Genomic DNA, 18,826 nt, shown 5'->3' on the forward strand with positions numbered 1-18,826 from the left:
GGTTGTCAGTGGGGAGGGGGAGGATGGGGGAATGGCGCGCAAGGGGCAGCGGGAGACGGTGAAGGCGGCGCGGCGGCCGGAGGTGCGGTTGCCGGAGCTCGGTGTGTGGGAGGGCGGTGGGCTGGAGCCGGACGGGGATTACGACGGGCTGGAGTTCACCGATCTGGATCTGGCGGGGCAGGAGGGCGTCGGGGCGCGGTTCATGGACTGTGCGCTGCGGCGGTGTGCGCTGGACGGGGCGGGGCTGGCGAAGGCGCGCTTGCTGGACTCGGTGTTGGAGGGGGTCCGGGGGGTGGGGACGGACCTGTCGGGTGCTTCGCTGCGGGACGTGGAGGTCGTGGAGGCGCGGCTGGGGGGTGTGCAGTTGCACGGGGCGGTGCTGGAGAGGGTGGTGTTCCGCGGCGGGAAGATCGACTACTTGAACCTCCGGGAGGCGCGGCTCAAGGACGTGGTGTTCGAGGGGTGCGTGCTGGTGGAGGCGGATTTCGGGCGTGCGGTGCTGGAGCGGGTGGAGTTCCGTGGGTGCACGCTGCGGGGTGCGGATTTCACGGGGGCGCGGATGACGGACGTGGATCTGCGGGGGGCCGCGGAGCTGGACATCGCGCGGGGGGTGGAGGCGCTGTCGGGGGCGGTGATCAGTGCGGCGCAGTTGTTCGACCTGGCTCCGGCGCTGGCGGCGCAGCTGGGGCTGCGGGTGGTGGCGTAGTCCCGGGGGCGGGCGGAGCAGGTCGAGGTCGCGGGGTCAGGCGGGGACGCGGGGGAAGCGGGCCTGGAGGGTCCAGATGGCGGGGTTGTCGGCGAGCCCGTCGTGCATGTCGATGAGGTCGGCGACGAGGTCGTGGAGGAAGTCGCGGGCTTCGCGGCGCAGCAGGCGGTGGCTGAAGGTCAGCGGTTCCTCTTCCGCCGGCATCCAGTCGGCTTCGATGTCGACCCAGCCGAAGCGGCGCTCGAAGAGCATGCGGTCGGTGGATTCGGTGAAGTCGAGTTCGGCGTACTGGCGGTGGGCGGAGCGGCTGCCGCGGGGGTCCTGGTCGAGTTGTTCGACGATGTCGCAGAGTGCCCAGGCGAAGTCGAGCACGGGCACCCATCCCCAGGCTGTGGACACTTCCCGGTCCTTGGTGGTGTCGGCGAGGTAGACGTCCCCGCAGAACAGGTCGTGGCGCAGGGAGTGGACGTCCGCCGAGCGGTAGTCGGTCTGCGGGGGGTCCGGGAAGCGCCGGGAGAGGGAGTAGCCGATGTCGAGCACGTACCCGATGGTGTCACGGTGGGGCGGGTACGGGGGACGGGGTGCCGGCGGGGGCGGGCGCGGGCGGGGTTGTCCGGACACCCCCGCTTGCTGTCCGGATCCCGCTGCCGTCAGGGCAGGAGGCGCTCCTCCTTCGCCACGGAGACCGCCCCCGCGCGGGTGTCCACGCCGAGTTTGTCGTAGATGCGCCCCAGGTGGGTCTTGACCGTGGCCTCGCTGATGAACAGCGCCCGGGCGATGTCCCGGTTGCCCAGCCCCCGCGCCAGCTGGCCCAGGATGTCCAGCTCGCGGTCCGTCAGCGTCGGGCGCGAACCCCGCATGCGGGCCATAACGCGGCTGGCCACCGGCGGGGACAGCGTGGTGCGGCCCGCCGCCGCCGAGTGGATCGCGGAGAACAGCTCCTCCGGGCGCTCCGCCTTCAGCAGGTAGCCGGTGGCGCCCGCCGCGATGGCCCGGGTGACGTCCGCGTCCGTGTCGTACGTCGTGAGGACCAGGACGTGCGGGGGGTCGGTCACCGCCGTGATGCGGCGGGTGGCCTCGACCCCGTCGATGCCCTCGCCCAGCTGGAGGTCCATCAGCACCACGTCCGGGCGCAGCTTCGCCGCCAGGGCCACCGCCTCCTCGCCGCTGCCGGCCTCGCCCAGGACCTCGATGCCGGGCGCGCTGGCCAGCAGGGCCAGCAGGCCGGCGCGGACCACGGCGTGGTCGTCGCAGAGCAGGATCGTCGTCGTCATCCGGTGGGCTCCAGGGGGATCGCCGCGGAGAGGACCGTGCCCTCGCCGGGGGAGGATTCGAGGGTCAGGGTGCCGCCGAGCTGGCGGACGCGGGCGCGCATCGCCGGGAGCCCGTGCCCGCGGTCCCCGGCCGGTCCGGCGCCGCGCGGCTCGGTGAGGCCCTCGCCGTCGTCGGCGACGTCGAGGACGACCTGGTCCCCGAGGAAGCTGAGGGTCAGGGCCGCGGTGCGGGCGTGGGCGTGCTCGCGGACGTTGGCCAGCGCGCCCTGGGCGATGCGTAGCAGCGCGGACTGGACGCGGTCCGGCAGCGGGGCCGGGGTGCCCTCCAGGTGGAAGCGGACGTCGATGCCGGGGCCGGCGTCGAGCGCGCGCAGGGCGTCGGCGAGCCCGCCGCCGCCTTCGAGTTCCGGCGGGGCCAGGTCGTGGACGAGCCGGCGGGCCTCGGCGAGGCCGCGGGCCGCGATGCCGGTGGCGGTGCGGACGTGCGCGCGGGCGGTGGCCGGGTCGCTGTCCCAGGTGCGGTCCGCGGCCTGGAGCAGCATCTGCTGGCTGGACAGGTGCTGGGCGAGCGTGTCGTGGATCTCCATCGACAGGCGCTGCCGTTCGGCGAGGGTGCCCTCACGGCGTTCGGTGGCGGCCAGCTCGCGGCGGGTGCGGATCAGGTCGTCGATCAGGGCGCGCTGGGACTGGGCCTGGCGCTCCATGTGAACGAAGACGGCGGTGGCGAGGGCGGCGATCGCGGGCGGGGCCAGCAGGAGGTTCGGGTCGAAGGCGTCGGAGAGCTTGAGCTGGGCGGCGACGACGAACACCGTCAGGAGGGCCACGAGGACGATCGCCGCGCGGGGCGGCAGGGTACGCAGCGCGGTGTAGAAGAGGGGGACCGCGCACCAGGCGAAGCTGGGTGCGAGGACGACCAGGACCACCCAGGTGGCCACGACCAGTCCGAGCCAGATCAGGCGGCGCAGGGTGGGGGCGGCGCCGAGCGCCGGGCCGAGTACGTACAGCAGGGCCAGGGTGATGCTGAGGGCGATGATCCACGGGGTGCTGGGCGAGCCGGGGTGGCGCAGCAGGAAGCGGGCCACGGAGGCGCCGAGGAGCAGGAAGAACGCGGTGTGCATGACCGCTGCGAGGACCCGCGTATCCGCCTTCCGCGCACCGGCCCCGAGCGCTCCGGGCCCGCCGGCCGCTCCGGGCCCGTCGGCTGCTCCTGGTGTGCCGGCTGCCCCGGGCCCGTCGGCTGCCCCGGGCCCGTCGGCTGCTCCTGGTGTGCCGGCTGCCCCGGGCCGGTCGGCCGCACCCGGCGTGCCGGGTCCGCCGGGATCTCCTGCCCGGTCCCGGTCCCGGTCCCGGTCCCGGTCCCGGTCCCGGTCCCGGTCCGAGGCCGGGGGCGGTTCGTGGGTCACAGTGGGCTCCCGGGTCGGTGGCTGGCTCCTCCATCGTGCCCGGTCGGGCGCGATGGCGCTGACCAGCCAATCCGTACCCGTACCCGGTCCGCATCGACCGATCGGATGACCCCCGGGTCATCCGGTCCGGCAGCCGCCGCGAGCCGGTACGGGGACGGGCGGGCGCCGGGTACCGCCCCAGGCTTGGAGCAGCACAACGAGCCGACGTACTCAGCCGACGCACCCAGGAGCAGCAGAGATGAACACCCGCACCCGCATCCTCACCGGTACCGCCCTCGCCGTTGCGCTCGGCGCCGGGACCTTCGGCGCGGTCAGCGCCAGCGCCGCGCAGGCCGAGACCGCCCCGGCCGCCGCCTCCGCGAAGAAGGACGGCGGGGCGGACGAGAAGAACTTCACCACCACGACCCACCTCACCGTCGACGCCGCCACCCGCGCCGCCCAGGCCGCGCTGGACGCCGCGCAGAAGGAGAACCAGAAGGTGACGGTCGCGGTCGTGGACCGCAACGGCAACACCATCGTGACCCTGCGCGGCGACGGCGCGGGCCCGCAGTCCTACGAGTCGGCGCAGCGCAAGGCCTTCACCGCCGTGTCCTGGAACGCCCCGACCTCGGTGCTCGCGGGCCGTCTCGCCCAGACCCCCAACCTGAAGGACATCCCCGGCACCCTCTTCCTCGGCGGTGGCACCCCGGTGCAGGCCAAGGGTGCCCCGGTGGCCGGCATCGGCGTGGCCGGCGCCCCCAGCGGCGACCTGGACGAGAAGTTCGCCAAGGCCGGCGCCGACGCGCTCGACAAGTAACAGCCACCCGACAGCCACCCTTCCCGCGGCATCCGGCCTTCCGCGGGAAACCGCCCGAACCGTCACATCGGGCCCCCATAGGATCGGGCGCGTGGAACACCGCGCGCTCTCCCGCCTCGCCGTCCCTGCCGCCGCCGCCTTGCTCGCCCTCACCACGGCGTGTACGGCCGGCACGGTGCAGGGGCGGCCGGGTGCGTCCGGGCTGCGCGACCCTTACTTCCCCAAGGCGGGCAACGGCGGCTACCAGATCGAGCACTACGGCCTGGACCTCGACTACGACCCCGCCGACGGGCAGTTGGACGGCACCGCCGTCATCACCGCCCGCGCGGAGCAGGGGCTGAGCTCCTTCAACCTCGACCTCGCCGGCCTGGACGTCGAGGGCGTCACCGTGCAGGGCAGGGGCGCCCGGTTCAACCGCACCGGGCGGGAGCTGACGGTGCGTCCCGCCACGGACCTCAAGAAGGGCGAGGTCTTCCGTGCGGAGGTCGACTACCACGGGAAGCCGAAGCCGATCACGGATGCCGACGGGTCCCACGAGGGCTGGATCACCACCGCGGACGGCGCCGTCGGGGTCGGCGAGCCGATCGGGTCGATGGCCTGGTTCCCCGGGAACCACCACCCCAGCGACAAGGCCACGTACGACATCACCCTGACCGTGCCCAAGGGGTACGAGGCGGTTTCGAACGGCGAGTTGCGCTCCCGCACCGACAGCGCCGACGGGCGCCGGACCGAGTTCGTGTGGCACAGCCCGGAGCCGATGGCGAGCTACCTGGCCACCGCCGCGATCGGGAAGTTCAAGGTGACGACCGGGCGCACCCCTTCGGGGGTCGCGCTGTGCGAGGCCGTCGACCCGGCGGAGGCGGCCGCCAGTGCCCCGGCCCTGGCCCGGCTGCCGGAGATCGTGGAGTGGGGCAGCCGCAGGTTCGGCCCGTACCCGTTCGGAACGGCCGGCGCGATCGTACTGCCGGCCGAGTCCCTCTCGTACGCGCTGGAGACGCAGACGAAACCCGTCTTCTCCGGTGCGCCCGACGAGAAGCTGGTGCTGCACGAGACGGCCCACCAGTGGTTCGGTGACTCGGTGTCGCCGAAGTCCTGGAAGGACATGTGGCTCAACGAGGGCTTCGCGACGTACGCCGAATGGCTCTGGTCGGAGGACCACGGCGGGACCACCGCGCAGCAGCACTTCGACGCCTTCCTCACCGGTGACACCGCGGTGGACAAGGACGCCGGCTCCGACTGGGCCGCCTTCCCGCCCGCCGATCCGCCCGGGGCGAAAGACATCTCCGAGGCGCCGGTGTACTACCGGGGCGCGATGGTGCTGCAGCGGATCCGCCAGGAGGTGGGCGACGAGAAGTTCTTCGCCCTGCTGCGCGGCTGGGCCGCCGACCACCGGTACGGGAACGCGAGTACGGCCGATTTCACCGCGTACGCGGAGCGGACGACGGGCCACGACCTGAAGAAGATCTGGGACGTGTGGCTGTACGGGGAGGGCCGGCCCGGGCAGCCGTCCGCCGGGCACCCCTAGAGCGCCTTGCGCAGCACCGTGCAGTCGCGGCCGTGTTCGCGGTCCTTGGCGTGGCGCAGGGCGGTGTAGCCCTGGGCCTGCCAGAACGCCAGGCCGGCGGTGTTGGCGTCGAGCACGGCGATCCGCAGGCCGGTGCGTCCGACGGCGCGGAAGCCGTCCTCGACGAGGGCCACGAGGGTGCGTCCGTATCCCGCACGGTGCGCGGTGGCGTCGACGAGGAGCAGGCCGATCCACGGGTCCGGGTCTGCGGAGGCCGGGTCGGGGTGGTGGGCGAGGGTGGCGGCCAGGCCGACCAGACGGCCGGCCGAGCGGGCCAGGAGCACCTGGGCGCCGTCGTGGGCGAGTTCGTCGGCGAGGGCCGCGGCGACCTGCTCGACGGTGATGCGGGCCGGGTCGGGGAAATCGCCGCTGAGCTCGAAGAAGGCGCGGTTGGTGGCGTAGATCGCGGCGATCTCGGTCAGGACCGGGCCGGGCAGGGCGCCGTCCACGGGGACGAGCGGTTGGAGGATCACCCGCCGAACCGTAGCGAAGCCGAAGCCAAGGCCGCGCCCGAGGCCGCGCCCGAAGCCGGGCCCTAAGCCGAGGCCGGGCCCGAAGTCGCGCGCGAGGCCGCGCCCGAGGCCGCGCCCGAAGTCGAGGCCGGGCTTGAAGTCGCGCCCGCGCCCAAGGCCGCGCCCGAGGCCGCACCCGAAGCCGGGCCCTAAGTCGAGGCCGGGCTTGAAGTCGCGCCCGCGCCCGCGCCCGAGGCCGCGCCCGAGGCCGCGCCCGTGCCCGAAGTCGGGCCCGAGGCCTGGCCTGAGGGCGAAGTCCCCTCCACGGACGGCCGGGAGGGGGCTTCGATCCCGGTGAGGACTCAGACGTTGACGCCGAAGTCCTGGGCGATGCCGGTCAGGCCCGAGGCGTAACCCTGGCCGACCGCGCGGAACTTCCACTCGGCGCCGTTGCGGTAGAGCTCGCCGAAGACCATGGCGGTCTCGGTGGCCGCGTCCTCGGAGAGGTCGTAGCGGGCGATCTCGGCGCCGCCGGCCTGGTTCACGACGCGGATGTACGCGTTGCGGACCTGGCCGAAGTTCTGGCTGCGGGCTTCGGCGTCGTAGATGGAGACCGGGAAGACGATCTTGTCGACGTCGGCCGCGAGGGCGGCGAGATTGACGTTGATCGACTCGTCGTCGCCGGAGCCCTCGCCGGTGCGGTTGTCACCGGTGTGGACGATGCTCTGGTCCGGGGTGGACTTGTTGTTGAAGAAGACGAAGTGACCGTCGGAGACGACCTTGCCCGTCGCGTTGACCGCGATGGCGGAGGCGTCCAGGTCGAAGTCGACACCGGTCGTCGTACGGACGTCCCAGCCGAGGCCGACCGTGACCGCGCTGAGGCCCGGGGCCTCCTTCGTGAGCGAGACGTTGCCGCCCTTGGACAGGCTTACTGCCATTTTGACTGGTGTCCCTTCCTCTTCGCATGGCCGCGAGATCGTGGCCAAGGTACCGCTGACCTTCATAACGCAGGGAGGGGGCCGCCAGGTTCCACCGCCCGCGTTTCGTCCTGCGGTCGGTGCGGAAATACGCGTGACGGGCACCGCGCGGGGCGGGATCATGGGGGCATGCCTGGTCCCTATGTCATCCGCGGTTCGGTCGTGCTCCCCGAGGCGGAGCTCGCCTGGCGCTTTTCGCGGTCCTCCGGGCCGGGCGGCCAGCACGTGAACACGTCGGACTCCCGCGTGGAGCTGCTGTTCGACGTGGCGGCGACGAAGGCGCTGCCCGAGGTGTGGAAGGAGCGGGCGCTGGAGCGCCTCGCCGGCCGGCTGGTGGACGGGGTGCTGACCGTACGGGCCTCCGAGCACCGGTCGCAGTTCCGCAACCGGGAGATGGCGCTGGTCCGGATGGCGTCCGTGCTGGCGGAGGCCACGGCGCCGCCGCCCAAGGCCCGCCGGGCCACGAAGATCCCGCGGGGGATCAACGAGCGGCGGCTGCGCGAGAAGAAGGCCCGGGCCGAGACCAAGCGGGGACGCACCGGCCGCGACTGGTAGGCCCCCGTCCCCGGGCCGGGGGCTCAGCCCGACAGGTGGCGGTAGCGGCCGCGGAAGTAGGTCAGCGGCGGGGAGTCGGGGTTCGGCAGGGCCGAACCGAGGACGCGGCCGATGACCAGGGTGTGGTCGCCGGCCTCGACGCGGTTCTCCGTACGGCATTCGAGGGTGGCCAGGGCGTCCGAGAGCAGCGGGGCGCCCGAGATCTCACCGCGGACGTGCGGGAGGTCCGCGAAGAGCAGCCGGTCGCTGATGCGGTTCTTCATCGAGAAGCGGCTCGCGACCTGCACCTGGTGGTCGGCGAGGACCGACACCGCCCACAGGGGCTGCTCGGCCAGCAGGTCGTCCATCCGGGAGCCCTCGCGCAGGCTCACCAGGACCAGCGGCGGGTCCAGCGACACGGACATGAAGGCGGTGGCCGTCATGCCGACGTCCTCGCCTCCCGGGCCGTCCGGCGTCAGCGGGACCTCGTGCGCGGTGATCAGGCACACGCCGGCCGCCAGTCGGGACATCGCGGCCCGGAACTCGTCGTTGCTCACGCCCTCAGGATGAGGGGTGGAGGGGATCGTCAGGGGTACGGGGGTCGTCTTCGGCACGTTCGGAACGCTAGTCTCGCCCTCCCGCGCCGCACATCGGGCCCGAGTCCGAGCCGTGTCCCGGCCCGTTGACCTAGGCCGCCCCGGGCCCCGGGCGTATCGTTCGCTTCCGGGAATGTGGGGGAGCGCTCCCAGGCGTCGAAGGCCCCATCGCTTACCTTTATTCATCTCATGTGACTTGAGTCACAGAGGGCAAGATTTGTTGACCCTGCGTACCTGTCGCACAGCTCACTGTGATTCAGTGGACGGGACACCGCAACGAAACGCCGATGACAAACCTGGAGTTGCTGTCGAGGTCTCGGGGAGAGCGAGCAATGGAGACCGAGTCGGAGCCGTACGTCCGTCTTGCGACCCTGCGGCAGCTTCACCAGGTGGTGGCCGAGCTCAACACGGCCAGGAGCCTGGCGGACACCCTGCAGACCGTCGTGGACGGCATCGTCGTGGGCCTCGGCTACGAACTCGCCTGTGTCAACCTCGTACGCCCTGACGGGGATCTCGTCGTCGCCGCCTTCGCGGGCGACCCCGCAGCAGAGGCCCTCATCACCGGCCGCGTCGGCTCCCGCGCCTCCTGGGAGCGCCGCCTGATGATGGGTGAGAGCTGGGACGGGCTGCGCTTTATCCCGCACACCGAGGGCTGGGTCCTGCTGGAGGACGACGTGCCCCAGTGGCACACCGACGGCCCCGATCCGCGCTTCGAGGACGAGTGGCACCCCGAGGACCGGCTCTACGCCCCCATGTATGCGTCCGGCGGGGAACTTCTGGGTGTCATTTCGGTGGACAGACCGCGCAACGGGCGCCGGCCCGGCGCGTGGGGCCGCGAAGCGCTCCAGATGTACGCCTTCCAGGCGGCGATTGCGATCAGCAACGCACGGCTTCGCGCGAACATGCAGCGGGCCCTGGTCCGGCTGGAGCGTGAACAGCAGGCGCTGCGCGCGAGCGAGGAGTCGTTCCGGCAGGCCTTCGAGTACGCGCCCAGCGGGATGGCCATCGCCGAGATGGGCGGGGACCAGCACGGGCGGCTGCTGCGGACCAACGACGCGCTGTGCCGGCTGCTGGGCCGGCCCGCCTCCGTGCTGCGGCGCTACTCCTTCTCCGACCTGGTCCACCCCGAGGACATCGGAACCCTGCTGCGGACCTCCGCCGAGGGCGGGCGGGCCGAGCTGAGGCTGGGGCGGCGCGACGGCACGTACGTATGGGTCTCGCTGCGCAACTCCGTCGTCGCGGACGCCGCCGACGGGCCGCGTTTCCTGCTCACGCACGTCGAGGACATCGAGGAGCGCAAGCGGCACGAGCTCCAGCTCGCCCACCGGGCCAGCCACGACTCGCTGACCGGCCTGCCCAACAGCGCCGAACTGCGCTCCCGGCTGGGCGCGCGGCTGTGCCGCAGGCCGCAGTCGGTGCGTGCCACCGCCGTCGAGGCGCTCGACGCGGCCTACGAGGGCCACGGCGGCGGGACGGGCGGCGGGACCGCCACCGGTGAGCACGGCTTCCAGCCCGACGCCTTCCCCGAGCCGTTCGAGTTCCCGGCCGCCCCCGGGGTGCCCGGCGCTCCCGGGACGCCCGGCGCCGGCGTGGGCCCGTACGACCACCACGTGCACACGGTGGCGCCCGCGAGTGACGTCGACGACGGGACGAAGGGGCTCGCGGTGCTCTTCTGCGACCTCGACGGGTTCAAGTCGATCAACGACCGGTTCGGGCACCACACGGGTGACGCGGTCCTGATCGAGGTGGCCCGGCGGCTGACGACGGGCGTCAGGGACGGTGACACCGTCGCTCGGCTGGGTGGTGACGAATTCGTCGTCCTCGCGGACGGCCTGGGCGCAGCCGACGCCGCCGACCTGGCCGTGCGGCTGCGCAACGCGATCATCCCGCCGATCCGGGTGGACGGCCGCGCGGTGCGCGTGGGCGCGAGTTTCGGCATCGGCTGGGCCAGCTGCGGCATGTCCGCGGACGAAGTCCTGCGCTCGGCCGACCAGCGGATGTACATCGAGAAAAGGTCCCGCTCCAAGGCGCACCGCCGGGCCGGCTGAGGCGATCGGCCGCCCGTGGGTGCACGTGTTCGGGGTAGGCTCCCGTGGGTCGAAAGGAGTGACCTGCGATGACGACGCCCGCGAACCACGGCCCGAACAGTGGGGCGAACCAGCCCGAGGACGACGATCCGTTCGGCTATCTCTACGCGGACGGCCAGGCCGCCGGAGCCACCCCGCCCACGCAGGGCGGTGGATACGGCTACCCCGGCCCGACGGGCGGTGGGCAGCCCGGTGTCCCCCGTACCTCGTACAACCAGGTGCGCACCGTCGGGGAGCGGACGTACGGCGGTCAGCGCGGCCAGGTTCCGGCGCAGCCGCAGCCGCAGCCGCCGGCCTACCAGGCCCAGTACCAGGCCCCGGAAGCCCTCCAGGCGGGCGGCTACGGGGTTCCGCCGCAGCAGGGGCAGACCACCACGACGATCCCCGCTCCGGGCGGTCACGGCGGAAGCGGCGGTTCCAGCCGCAAGGGCCTGCTCATCGCGGCTGTTGCGGTGGTCGCCGCGGTCGTGATCGGCATCGGTGCGGCCCTGGCCTTCGGCGGCGACGACAAGGACAAGGCGAAGGACAGCGGCGGCACGGCGGGTGGGCAGCAGTCCGCGCAGCCGCAGAACTCGCAGTCCGCGCAGCCGAGCACCTCGGCGTCCCCGGACGCGCCGCTGCCCAAGGCGGACGCCTCGGGCGCGGGCATGTCCCTGACCGGCGGCGCGCACCTGGAAGGCACGGTGGCGGGCGCCAAGAGTACGGGCGGCCAGTACGTGGGCGGCCTGAACGCCCCCGGTGCCGCGGCGACTTGGACCGTGGACGTGGCCAAGGCGGGCCAGTACAAGCTGAAGATGGTCTACGGGGTGCCGGGCAAGGACGCCAGCACCACGCTGACCGTCAACGGCGAGGCGCAGTCCCGGCCGATCAACATGAAGAACTTCAGCCAGGCCAAGCCGGGTGAGTGGGACAAGGGCTGGACCAACACCTGGTCGCTCGTGACGCTCAAGCAGGGCACGAACACGATCAAGATCTCGTGCGAGGCCGGCAACCAATGCGAGGTCAACCTCGACCAGCTCTGGCTCGAGAAGGGCTGAGCGGCCCGGCGGCTCAACGCGTCGTCAGCGTCACCGACCCCCGTACCTGTTCGTAGGTGCGGGGGTCGAACTCTCCCGCCGTCGGGGCGTGCACGGTGGCGGCGGACAGGGCCACCGCGCGGGTCAGCCGGTCCGGCCAGTCCAGGCCCTCCGTGAGGGCCGACAGGAGGCCCGCGACGGCGGAGTCCCCGGCTCCGGTCGGGTTGCCCGTCAGGGCGCGCGGTGGGGCCGCCTGCCAGGTTCCGTGGGCGGTGGCCGCCAGCAGCCCGCCGGGGCCGAGCGAGGTCACCACGGCGTGCGCGCCGCGGCGGCGGGCGTCGCGGGTGGCCTGGAGCGGCTCGCGGGAGCCGGTCAGCTCGGCGAGCTCGGCGGCGTTCGGCTTGATCATCTCGGGGCGGGCGGCGACCCCGCGGCGCAGGGCCTCCCCGCTGGTGTCCAGGAGGACCGGCACGCCGGCCGCGCGGGCCGACCGTACGAGGGTGGCGTACGCGCCGACGGGCACGCCGGGCGGGAGGCTGCCGCAGAGGGCGACCGCGGCGGCGCCGGTCAGCAGGGCCTCGTAGCGGCCGAGGAAGGCGGTCCACTCCGCGGAACCGATCTGCGGGCCGGGCTCGTTGAACTGCGTGGTGTCACCGGAGGTCCGGTCGACGACGGCCAGTGTGCGCCGGGTGGAGCCCGCGCAGGGCACCAGAGCGTCCGTCACCCGCGGTGACTCGGCGAGCAGTTCGCGTACGACGGCGCCCGTGCGGCCGCCCGCGAAGCCGGTCGCGGTGACCTCGTGGCCGAGGGCGGCCAGTACGCGGGCGACGTTGAGGCCCTTGCCGCCGGCCCGCTCGGTCACGGTGGTGACCCGGTGCGAGGCGTGCGGAATCAGCTTCGGTACATGGTGGGTGACGTCGAGTGCGGTGTTGAGCGTCACGGTGAGGATCATGGCAGGCCCCGGTCTCGGTGTGTGCCGGGATCATGCCAAACAGGAGTGCGGGCGGCCCAGTCCCGGGGCTGCCCGCTTGCCTGCGGTACCCGCTCAGACCAGCGGGTCGACGATCCATTCGCCGCGCCGCATGACGCCCTTGACGTCGAACTCGGCGTCCAGGACGACCAGGTCGGCGTACTTGCCGGGCTCCAGCGAGCCGACCTCGTCGTACAGGCCGATCAGCTTGGCGGGGTTGGCGGAGATCGCCTGGACCACGGATTCGACGGGCAGCCTGTCCAGGGTCACCGACCGCTTGAAGGCGGTGTCCAGGGTCAGCGTCGAGCCGGCGATGGAGCCGCCCTCGACCAGGCGGGCCACGCCCTCCTTGACCTCGACCTCCAGCGGTCCCAGGTGGTAGATCCCGTCGCCGAAGCCGGCCGCGTCCATCGCGTCGGTGATCAGCGCGACGCGGTGCGCGCCCGCGTGGTGGAAGGCCAGTTCCAGCATGGCCGGGTGCAGGTGCGTGCCGTCGTTGATCAGCTCGACGGTGACCCGCTCGTCCTCCAGCAGTGCGGCGATCGGGCCCGGGGCGCGGTGTTCCATGGCGGGCATCGCGTTGTACAGGTGGGTGGCCACGGTCGCGCCGGCGTCGATGGCCTGGCGCGTCTGGTCGTACGTGGAGTCGGTGTGGCCGATCGCGGCGATGACCCCGTGTTCGGCCAGCAGCCGTACGGAGTCCAGGCCGCCCGGGAGTTCGGTGGCCAGGGTGAACATGCGGGCGGCGCCGTGGGCGGCGTCGATCAGCTTGCGGACCTCGGCCGGGTCGGGGTCGCGCAGCAGTTCCTCCTTGTGCGCGCCCTTGCGGCAGGGGTTGATGAACGGGCCCTCGAAGTGGATGCCCGCGATCTCGCCCTGCTGGGTGAGTTCGGCGAGCAGGCCGGCGCGGCGGGCCAGTTCGTCGAGGTCGCCGGTGACGGTGGAGGCGACGAGGGTGGTGGTGCCGTGCTCGCGGTGGGTGCGTACGCCCTTGAGGACCTCCTCGGCGGTGCCGGAGGTGAAGGAGGCGCCGCCCCCGCCGTGGTTGTGCATGTCCACGAAGCCGGGGACGAGCCAGTGTCCGGACAGGTCGACGGTGCTCGCGCCCTCGCCGGCGCTGCCGGCGATGCGGTCACCGTCGACGATGACGCGGCCGCCCGCCACGGTCCCGGTGGGCAGGACCACCCTGGCGCCGGAGAGAACGGTGCTGTGTGCGCTTCCGGACATCAGGCAGGTACCTCCGTGGCGAGTAGGTCCCAGGCGAGCAGCCCTGCGCCCAGGCATCCGGCGGTGTCCCCGAGGGCCGCCGGAACGATGTCGGGCAGCCGCTGGAACGTCACGCGTTCCTCCACGGCCTTCCGTAGTGGTGTGAACAAGGTTTCCCCCGCCTCGGCGAGGCCGCCACCGATGATCAGCGTGCGCGGGTCCAGCAGGGTGATCGCGGTGACCAGGCCGTCGGCGAGGGCGCCGACCGCGGCGAGCCACACCTCGCGGGCGCGCCCGTCACCGGATTCGACGGCCTTGGCGCAGTCCGCGGCGTCCGCGTCGGGGTCGCCGGAGGCGCCGGCCCAGGCGCGGCTGACGGCGGACGCGGAGGCGAGCGTCTCCAGGCAGCCGTACTGGCCGCAGCCGCAGGCGGGGCCGCCGGGGCGGACCACGATGTGGCCGATCTCGCCCGCGTAGCCGTGGGCGCCGGCCTCGATGCGGCCGGCGATGCCGATGGCGCCGGCGATGCCGGTGCCCAGGGGGACGAACAGGAACCGGTCGGCGCCGCGGCCGGCGCCGATGCGGCCCTCGGCGAGTCCGCCCGTGCGCACGTCGTGGCCGAGGGCCACCGGGATGCCGTGGAGGCGTCTGCTGAGCAGGGCGCGCATCGGTACGTCGCGCCAGCCCAGGTTCGCCGCGTAGACGGCGATCCCGTTCTCGGCGTCGACGATGCCGGGGACGGCGACGCCGGCCGCGCAGGCGGGCACGCCGAAGCGTTCGCGGCCGAGTTCGCAGAGCTCGGCGGCGAACTCCAGGATCGTCTCGACGACGGCGTCGGGGCCCCGTTCGCGGCCGGTGGCGCGGCGCGCTTCGTGGAGCAGGGTGCCCTCGTCGGCGATGAGGGCGGCCTTCATCCCGGTGCCGCCCACATCGAGGGCGATGACGTGTTTCACGGGTTTCACAGGTGACAGTCTCGCGTGTTCGGCGGGGAAAGGTCTAGTCCATTGGAGGGGATTGTTGAGCTGCCATACAAATTCGGGAGCGCGGCTGCGCCACCGGCCGGACACGGTGCGTTCCCGGATGTGGACGAGGCGCCAAAGTGGTGTAGACCTTACGTGGATCGTACGTACAACAAGGGGTGGATCGAGAACTGTGAAGGGCCGTTACCTGAGCCTGGCCGCGACCGGAGCCGCGCTGAGCCTGACCGCCGCGGCACTGACCGGCTGCGGAGCCGTGGGGAGCCTCACCGGGGACAACGAGGTGACCCTGCGGGTCGTGGCGGCCGACTACGGGGACAATCCGCAGAACTCCTCCTCGGGGTACTGGAAGGACCTGGCCGCCGGCTTCGAGAAGGACCACCCCGGCGTCAAGGTCGAGGTCAGCGTCTACTCCTGGTCCGAGGTCGACGCCAAGGTCGCCGCCATGGTCAAGGCCGGCAAGGCCCCCGACATCGCGCAGATCGGCGCCTACGCCGACTACGCGGACGCCGGCAAGCTCTACACGGCCGACGAGCTGCTCTCCGTCACCACGGAAGCCGACTTCCTGGCACCGCTCGCCGACGCGGGCAAGGTCAAGCGCGTCCAGTACGGCATGCCGTTCGTGGCCAGCACCCGCCTGCTCTTCTACAACGAGAAGCTGCTCACGGACGCCGGTGTCATCGCCAAGGACGCCAAGGCCGGCTGGCAGCCCAAGAGCTGGGCCGACCTGGAGGCCGCCGCGAAGAAGCTCAAGGCGGCGGGCGTGGCGACCCCCTTCGCGCTGCCGCTGGGCCGCGAGGAGGCGCAGGCCGAGACGATGATGTGGATGCTCGCGGGCGGCGGTGGCTACACCGACAACGAGGAGGCCTACGCGATCGACTCCCCGGAGAACGTCAAGACCTTCGAGTTCCTGCGCGACAAGATGGTCGGCCAGGGGCTGACCGGCCCCTCGGAGCCGTCGAAGACGGACCGCCAGGCCGCGTTCGACGCCTTCACGCGCGGCGAGGTGGGCATGCTCAACGGCCACCCCACGCTGGTCAAGCAGGCGGCGGCCAAGGGCGTGAAGTTCGGCATGGTGGCCCTGCCGGGCGAGGACGGGACCGACCACCCCGCGATGGGCGTCGCGGACTGGGTGATGGCCTTCAAGAACGGCCACCGCAAGGAGTCCGGCAAGTTCCTCGACTACCTGTACCAGGCGAAGAACGTGACGGCCTTCACCAACAAGTACGACCTGCTGCCGGTCACGACCAGCGGCTACCGGGCTATGGACTCCAGCACCGGCGGTGCGGCGCCCCAGCTCAAGACGTTCCTGCAGGCCCTGCCGAACGCCCGCCTCTACCCGGTCGGCAAGAAGTCCTGGGCCGGTGTGAGCGAGGACGTCAAGCAGAACATCGGCAAGACCGTGCAGCCGGGCGGGCAGCCGGCGAAGGTCCTGGAGAACATCGCCGAGTCGGCCCGCAAGGCCGACGCCCACTGACCGGCCGGGGCCGGGGCGCCCGCCCCGGCCCGCTGTCGGAGGGCGGCGTTAATCTGGCGGTATGACGGACGACGAGGGGCTGACGGCCACCGAGGCCGCGGTCCTCGCGTACGAGGCACGCACCTGGCCCGGGCCCGGGGCCAAGGAGCGCGCGATACGGGAAGGGCTGGGGATGACCCCGGTCCGCTACTACCAGTTGCTCAACGTGCTGATGGACGACCCGCGGGCCCTGGCCCACGCCCCCGGCACCGTCAACCGGCTGCGCCGCATCCGCGAAGCACAGCGGGCCCGGCGCTGACTCCGGGGCGCCCCCCGCCAGGTCCGGGGCGCCACCCCCGCCAGGTACGGGGCGCGCGCGCCGTAGCCGTGACCCGGCGGGTTCGTTAGGGTCGTCCCCATGGGGAGCCATCCGCACAGCATGCCGATGCCCGTCACCGCCGCCGGGCGCGAGGGACTCGAAGCCATCCTCCGTGTACCGCGCCGTTCCGTGGTCGCACTCGACTTCGACGGCACCCTCGCCGACATCGTCCCGGACCCGGACCAGGCACGGGCCCACCCCGGAGCCGTCGCGGCGCTGTCCGCCCTGGCCCCCAAGGTCGCCTCCGTGGCCGTGATCACCGGCCGCCCGGCGGGGGTCGCGGTCCGCTACGGCGGCTTCGCCGGCGCCGCCGGACTGGAACACCTGGTGGTCCTCGGCCACTACGGGGCCGAACGCTGGGACGCGGTGACCGGCATCGTCCACGCCCCGGCCGAGCACCCGGGGGTCGCCGCCGTCCGGGCGGAGCTGCCCGGCTTCCTGGACTCCATCGGGGCCTGGCGCGGCACCTGGATCGAGGAGAAGGGCCGGGCCCTGGCCGTCCACACCCGGCGGGCCTCCGACCCGGACGCCGCCTTCGCCGCGCTGCGCGAACCACTGGCCGAGCTGGCGGCGCGCCACGGGCTGATGGTGGAGCCGGGACGGGCGGTGCTGGAGCTGCGCCCGCCGGGGATGGACAAGGGCGTGGCCCTGACCGAGTACCTGGCCGAGACGGGCGCCGAAGCCGTGCTCTACGCGGGGGACGACCTGGGCGACCTCGCGGCGTACGCGGCGGTGGAGAAGCTGCGGACGGACGGCATGCCGGGACTGCTGGTCGCCAGCGGATCGGCCGAGGTCCCCGAACTCGCCTCCCGCGCCGACCTGGTCCTGAACGGCCCGTCCGAGGTGGTCGCCTTCCTCTCCGCGCTGGCCGAGGCCATCCGCGACTGACGGACCGGGCGCGGCGCCGCCCGGGGGGCGCATGCGCGGGGGCGCCGCCCCCGCGCATGCGCCGGTCCTCAGGCCCCGCACAGAGCGGACAGCTGGGCCGTGAACCAGTCCGTCGGCGGGAGCGCCGTGGCCGCGGCCGCCAGCCGCTTCGTACGCTCCAGCCGCTCGCCCGCCGGCATGGACAGCGCCGCGTGCAGGGCCTGGGCCGTCGCCGTGACGTCGTACGGGTTCACCGTCAGCGCTTCCTCGCGGAGCTCCTCGTACGCCCCCGCCCCCGACGACAGCACCAGCGCGCACCCCGCCTCCGACACCACCGGGATCTCCTTCGCCACCAGGTTCATCCCGTCCCGCACCGGGTTGACCAGCGCCACGTCCGCCAGCCGGTACACGGCCAGCGAGCGCGCGAAATCGTCCTCGACGGACACCAGCACCGGCTGCCAGTCCGCCGTCCCGAACTCCGCGTTGATCTCCGCCGCCAGCTCCCGCACCGACTGCGTGTACGCCCGGTAGACCTCCAGGTCCTGCCGTGACGGGTACGCCGAGGCCAGGTGGACCACCCGCTCGCGCCACTCGGGGTGCGTGATGAGCAGTTCCCGGTAGGCCAGCAGCCCGCGCAGGACGTTCTTCGACAGCTCGGTGCGGTCCACGCGGACGATCGTCGCCCGGTCGCCGACCTCGGCCCGCAGGGCGGCCAGCTTGTCGTCCACCACCGGCCGGTGCGCGAGTGCGCGCAGATCGTCCGCGTCGACGCCCAGGGGGTACTGCCGCACCTCCGTGAAGCGCCGCGGACCGAGGCCGGACCCGTCGGCGGCGTAGGTGCGGTGCCACACCCCGCGCTCCGGGGAGCCGCTGGGCAGGTGCGGCTGCGCGATGCCGACCGCGTCGTCCCGGTCCGCCCCGGCGATGAACTCCGCCGACCAGCGCCAGCTGTGGAAGCCCAGCTGGTCCGCGCCGAGCATGCCCCACACGAGCTGCCCGCGCACGTCGTCCGGCAGCATGGCGAGGAAGTCACGCGAGGCCCACGGGGTGTGCGTGAAGTGCGCGATGCGCAGGTCGGGCCGCAGCTCGCGCAGCTGCCCCGGCACCAGTGCCAGGTGGTAGTCCTGCACCAGGACCGAGGCGCCCTCGGCGGCCTCCTCGGCCAGGGCCTCGGCGAAGGCCCGGTTGTAGGCGGTGTACGAGTCCCAGCGCCGCCGGAACCCCGCGTCGAAGACCGGCTCGCGCGGGACGTCGTAGAGGTGGTGGTGGGTGAACCACAGCACCGAGTTCGCGATGCCGTTGTACGCGTCGTCGTACGTGGTGGGATCGATGTCCAGCATCCGGACACCTGGCTCGGAGACGCCCCGGCCGACCGCCTCCCTGTCGGCGTCCGACAGCGCCGCGCAGATCCACAGCGCCTCCGGCTGCCGGGCGAGGGCGGCGGAGAGGCCGGAGACGAGACCGCCACCGCCGCGCCGGGCCGTGAGGGTGCCGTCGTCGGCGAGGACGTAGGAGAGCGGGCCGCGGTTCGCTGCAACGAGTACCTGGGAAGCCATGCCGCGAACC

The 18,826-nt window shown here is 73.0% G+C and carries 19 protein-coding genes; 9 read left to right on the forward strand and 10 right to left on the reverse strand.

Going from position 1 to position 18,826, the window contains the following annotated elements; genetic code table 11:
* The first annotated feature begins 31 nt into the window (after positions 1–31).
* The gene (locus ACIPK4_RS00455) at positions 32–706 is read left to right on the forward strand and encodes a pentapeptide repeat-containing protein (protein WP_402307973.1); all 675 of its coding nucleotides are present in this window, start codon (positions 32–34) and stop codon (positions 704–706) included.
* Between the two features lie 36 nt (positions 707–742).
* Here the strand turns inward: ACIPK4_RS00455 and ACIPK4_RS00460 are convergent, their stop codons facing one another.
* The 3 genes from ACIPK4_RS00460 to ACIPK4_RS00470 all read right to left on the reverse strand — a co-directional run bounded on the left by ACIPK4_RS00460 (position 743) and on the right by ACIPK4_RS00470 (position 3,098).
* A complete protein-coding gene (locus ACIPK4_RS00460; protein ID WP_054225793.1) occupies positions 743–1,246 on the reverse strand; it encodes a hypothetical protein in 504 nt (167 codons plus the stop codon).
* Positions 1,247–1,356: 110 nt separating this feature from the next.
* Positions 1,357–1,980, reverse strand: coding sequence for a response regulator (locus ACIPK4_RS00465; RefSeq protein ID WP_402307977.1), 624 nt, complete (start codon positions 1,978–1,980; stop codon positions 1,357–1,359).
* Positions 1,977–3,098: a sensor histidine kinase gene (locus ACIPK4_RS00470; protein ID WP_402307980.1), complete on the reverse strand. Its 1,122-nt coding sequence runs from the start codon at positions 3,096–3,098 to the stop codon at positions 1,977–1,979. Before ACIPK4_RS00470 ends, ACIPK4_RS00465 begins: the two co-directional genes overlap by 4 nt.
* A 523-nt stretch (positions 3,099–3,621) precedes the next feature.
* Here ACIPK4_RS00470 and ACIPK4_RS00475 point away from each other — a divergent pair.
* Positions 3,622–4,179: a heme-binding protein gene (locus ACIPK4_RS00475; protein ID WP_054225746.1), complete on the forward strand. Its 558-nt coding sequence runs from the start codon at positions 3,622–3,624 to the stop codon at positions 4,177–4,179.
* Between the two features lie 91 nt (positions 4,180–4,270).
* On the forward strand, positions 4,271–5,704 hold the full coding sequence (locus ACIPK4_RS00480; protein ID WP_402307983.1) for a M1 family metallopeptidase: 1,434 nt from the start codon (positions 4,271–4,273) through the stop codon (positions 5,702–5,704).
* On the opposite strand, the gene ACIPK4_RS00485 is transcribed toward ACIPK4_RS00480, so the two are convergent.
* Entirely contained in the window at positions 5,701–6,216 is a 516-nt protein-coding gene (locus ACIPK4_RS00485; RefSeq protein WP_402307986.1) for a GNAT family N-acetyltransferase, read from the reverse strand. The genes ACIPK4_RS00480 and ACIPK4_RS00485 overlap by 4 nt on opposite strands.
* A 341-nt stretch (positions 6,217–6,557) precedes the next feature.
* Positions 6,558–7,133 (reverse strand): TerD family protein, encoded by a 576-nt coding sequence (locus tag ACIPK4_RS00490; protein WP_054225743.1) that lies wholly within the window; start codon positions 7,131–7,133, stop codon positions 6,558–6,560.
* Positions 7,134–7,301: 168 nt separating this feature from the next.
* Here ACIPK4_RS00490 and arfB point away from each other — a divergent pair, with 168 nt between their 5' ends.
* Positions 7,302–7,727, forward strand: coding sequence for an alternative ribosome rescue aminoacyl-tRNA hydrolase ArfB (arfB, locus tag ACIPK4_RS00495; RefSeq protein WP_402307989.1), 426 nt, complete (start codon positions 7,302–7,304; stop codon positions 7,725–7,727).
* Positions 7,728–7,750: 23 nt separating this feature from the next.
* Here arfB and ACIPK4_RS00500 read toward each other — a convergent pair whose 3' ends face one another.
* The gene (locus ACIPK4_RS00500; RefSeq protein WP_402307991.1) at positions 7,751–8,320 is read right to left on the reverse strand and encodes a flavin reductase family protein; all 570 of its coding nucleotides are present in this window, start codon (positions 8,318–8,320) and stop codon (positions 7,751–7,753) included.
* 314 nt (positions 8,321–8,634) lie between these two features.
* Between ACIPK4_RS00500 and cdgB the strand changes: the two genes are divergently transcribed.
* Together cdgB and ACIPK4_RS00510 are read left to right on the forward strand one after the other, a co-directional pair.
* Positions 8,635–10,350: a diguanylate cyclase CdgB gene (gene cdgB / locus ACIPK4_RS00505; protein ID WP_402307994.1), complete on the forward strand. Its 1,716-nt coding sequence runs from the start codon at positions 8,635–8,637 to the stop codon at positions 10,348–10,350.
* Positions 10,351–10,418: 68 nt separating this feature from the next.
* Positions 10,419–11,426 carry a CBM35 domain-containing protein gene (locus ACIPK4_RS00510; protein WP_402307996.1) on the forward strand — a complete coding sequence of 336 codons (1,008 nt, stop codon included), beginning with the start codon at positions 10,419–10,421 and terminating at the stop codon, positions 11,424–11,426.
* A gap of 13 nt (positions 11,427–11,439) precedes the next feature.
* On the opposite strand, the gene ACIPK4_RS00515 is transcribed toward ACIPK4_RS00510, so the two are convergent.
* The 3 genes from ACIPK4_RS00515 to ACIPK4_RS00525 all read right to left on the reverse strand — a co-directional run bounded on the left by ACIPK4_RS00515 (position 11,440) and on the right by ACIPK4_RS00525 (position 14,534).
* Positions 11,440–12,357, reverse strand: a complete 918-nt coding sequence (locus ACIPK4_RS00515) for a 1-phosphofructokinase family hexose kinase (protein ID WP_402307999.1) — start codon at positions 12,355–12,357, stop codon at positions 11,440–11,442.
* 93 nt (positions 12,358–12,450) lie between these two features.
* Positions 12,451–13,602, reverse strand: coding sequence for an N-acetylglucosamine-6-phosphate deacetylase (nagA, locus tag ACIPK4_RS00520; protein ID WP_402308002.1), 1,152 nt, complete (start codon positions 13,600–13,602; stop codon positions 12,451–12,453).
* The gene (locus ACIPK4_RS00525; RefSeq protein ID WP_402309041.1) at positions 13,602–14,534 is read right to left on the reverse strand and encodes an ROK family protein; all 933 of its coding nucleotides are present in this window, start codon (positions 14,532–14,534) and stop codon (positions 13,602–13,604) included. The genes nagA and ACIPK4_RS00525 overlap by 1 nt, the downstream gene beginning before the upstream one ends.
* A gap of 199 nt (positions 14,535–14,733) precedes the next feature.
* Between ACIPK4_RS00525 and ACIPK4_RS00530 the strand changes: the two genes are divergently transcribed.
* From ACIPK4_RS00530 to otsB, 3 genes are all read left to right on the forward strand, one after another.
* On the forward strand, positions 14,734–16,035 hold the full coding sequence (locus tag ACIPK4_RS00530) for an extracellular solute-binding protein (RefSeq protein ID WP_402308005.1): 1,302 nt from the start codon (positions 14,734–14,736) through the stop codon (positions 16,033–16,035).
* Between the two features lie 61 nt (positions 16,036–16,096).
* On the forward strand, positions 16,097–16,333 hold the full coding sequence (locus ACIPK4_RS00535) for a DUF3263 domain-containing protein (protein WP_402308008.1): 237 nt from the start codon (positions 16,097–16,099) through the stop codon (positions 16,331–16,333).
* 99 nt (positions 16,334–16,432) lie between these two features.
* The gene (gene otsB, locus ACIPK4_RS00540) at positions 16,433–17,281 is read left to right on the forward strand and encodes a trehalose-phosphatase (protein WP_402308011.1); all 849 of its coding nucleotides are present in this window, start codon (positions 16,433–16,435) and stop codon (positions 17,279–17,281) included.
* A gap of 68 nt (positions 17,282–17,349) precedes the next feature.
* On the opposite strand, the gene ACIPK4_RS00545 is transcribed toward otsB, so the two are convergent.
* Positions 17,350–18,816: a trehalose-6-phosphate synthase gene (locus ACIPK4_RS00545; protein WP_402308014.1), complete on the reverse strand. Its 1,467-nt coding sequence runs from the start codon at positions 18,814–18,816 to the stop codon at positions 17,350–17,352.
* Positions 18,817–18,826: the final 10 nt, after the last annotated feature.

It is taken from the genome of Streptomyces sp. NPDC086989, from assembly GCF_044745505.1.
In the GTDB taxonomy this organism is placed as follows: domain Bacteria; phylum Actinomycetota; class Actinomycetes; order Streptomycetales; family Streptomycetaceae; genus Streptomyces.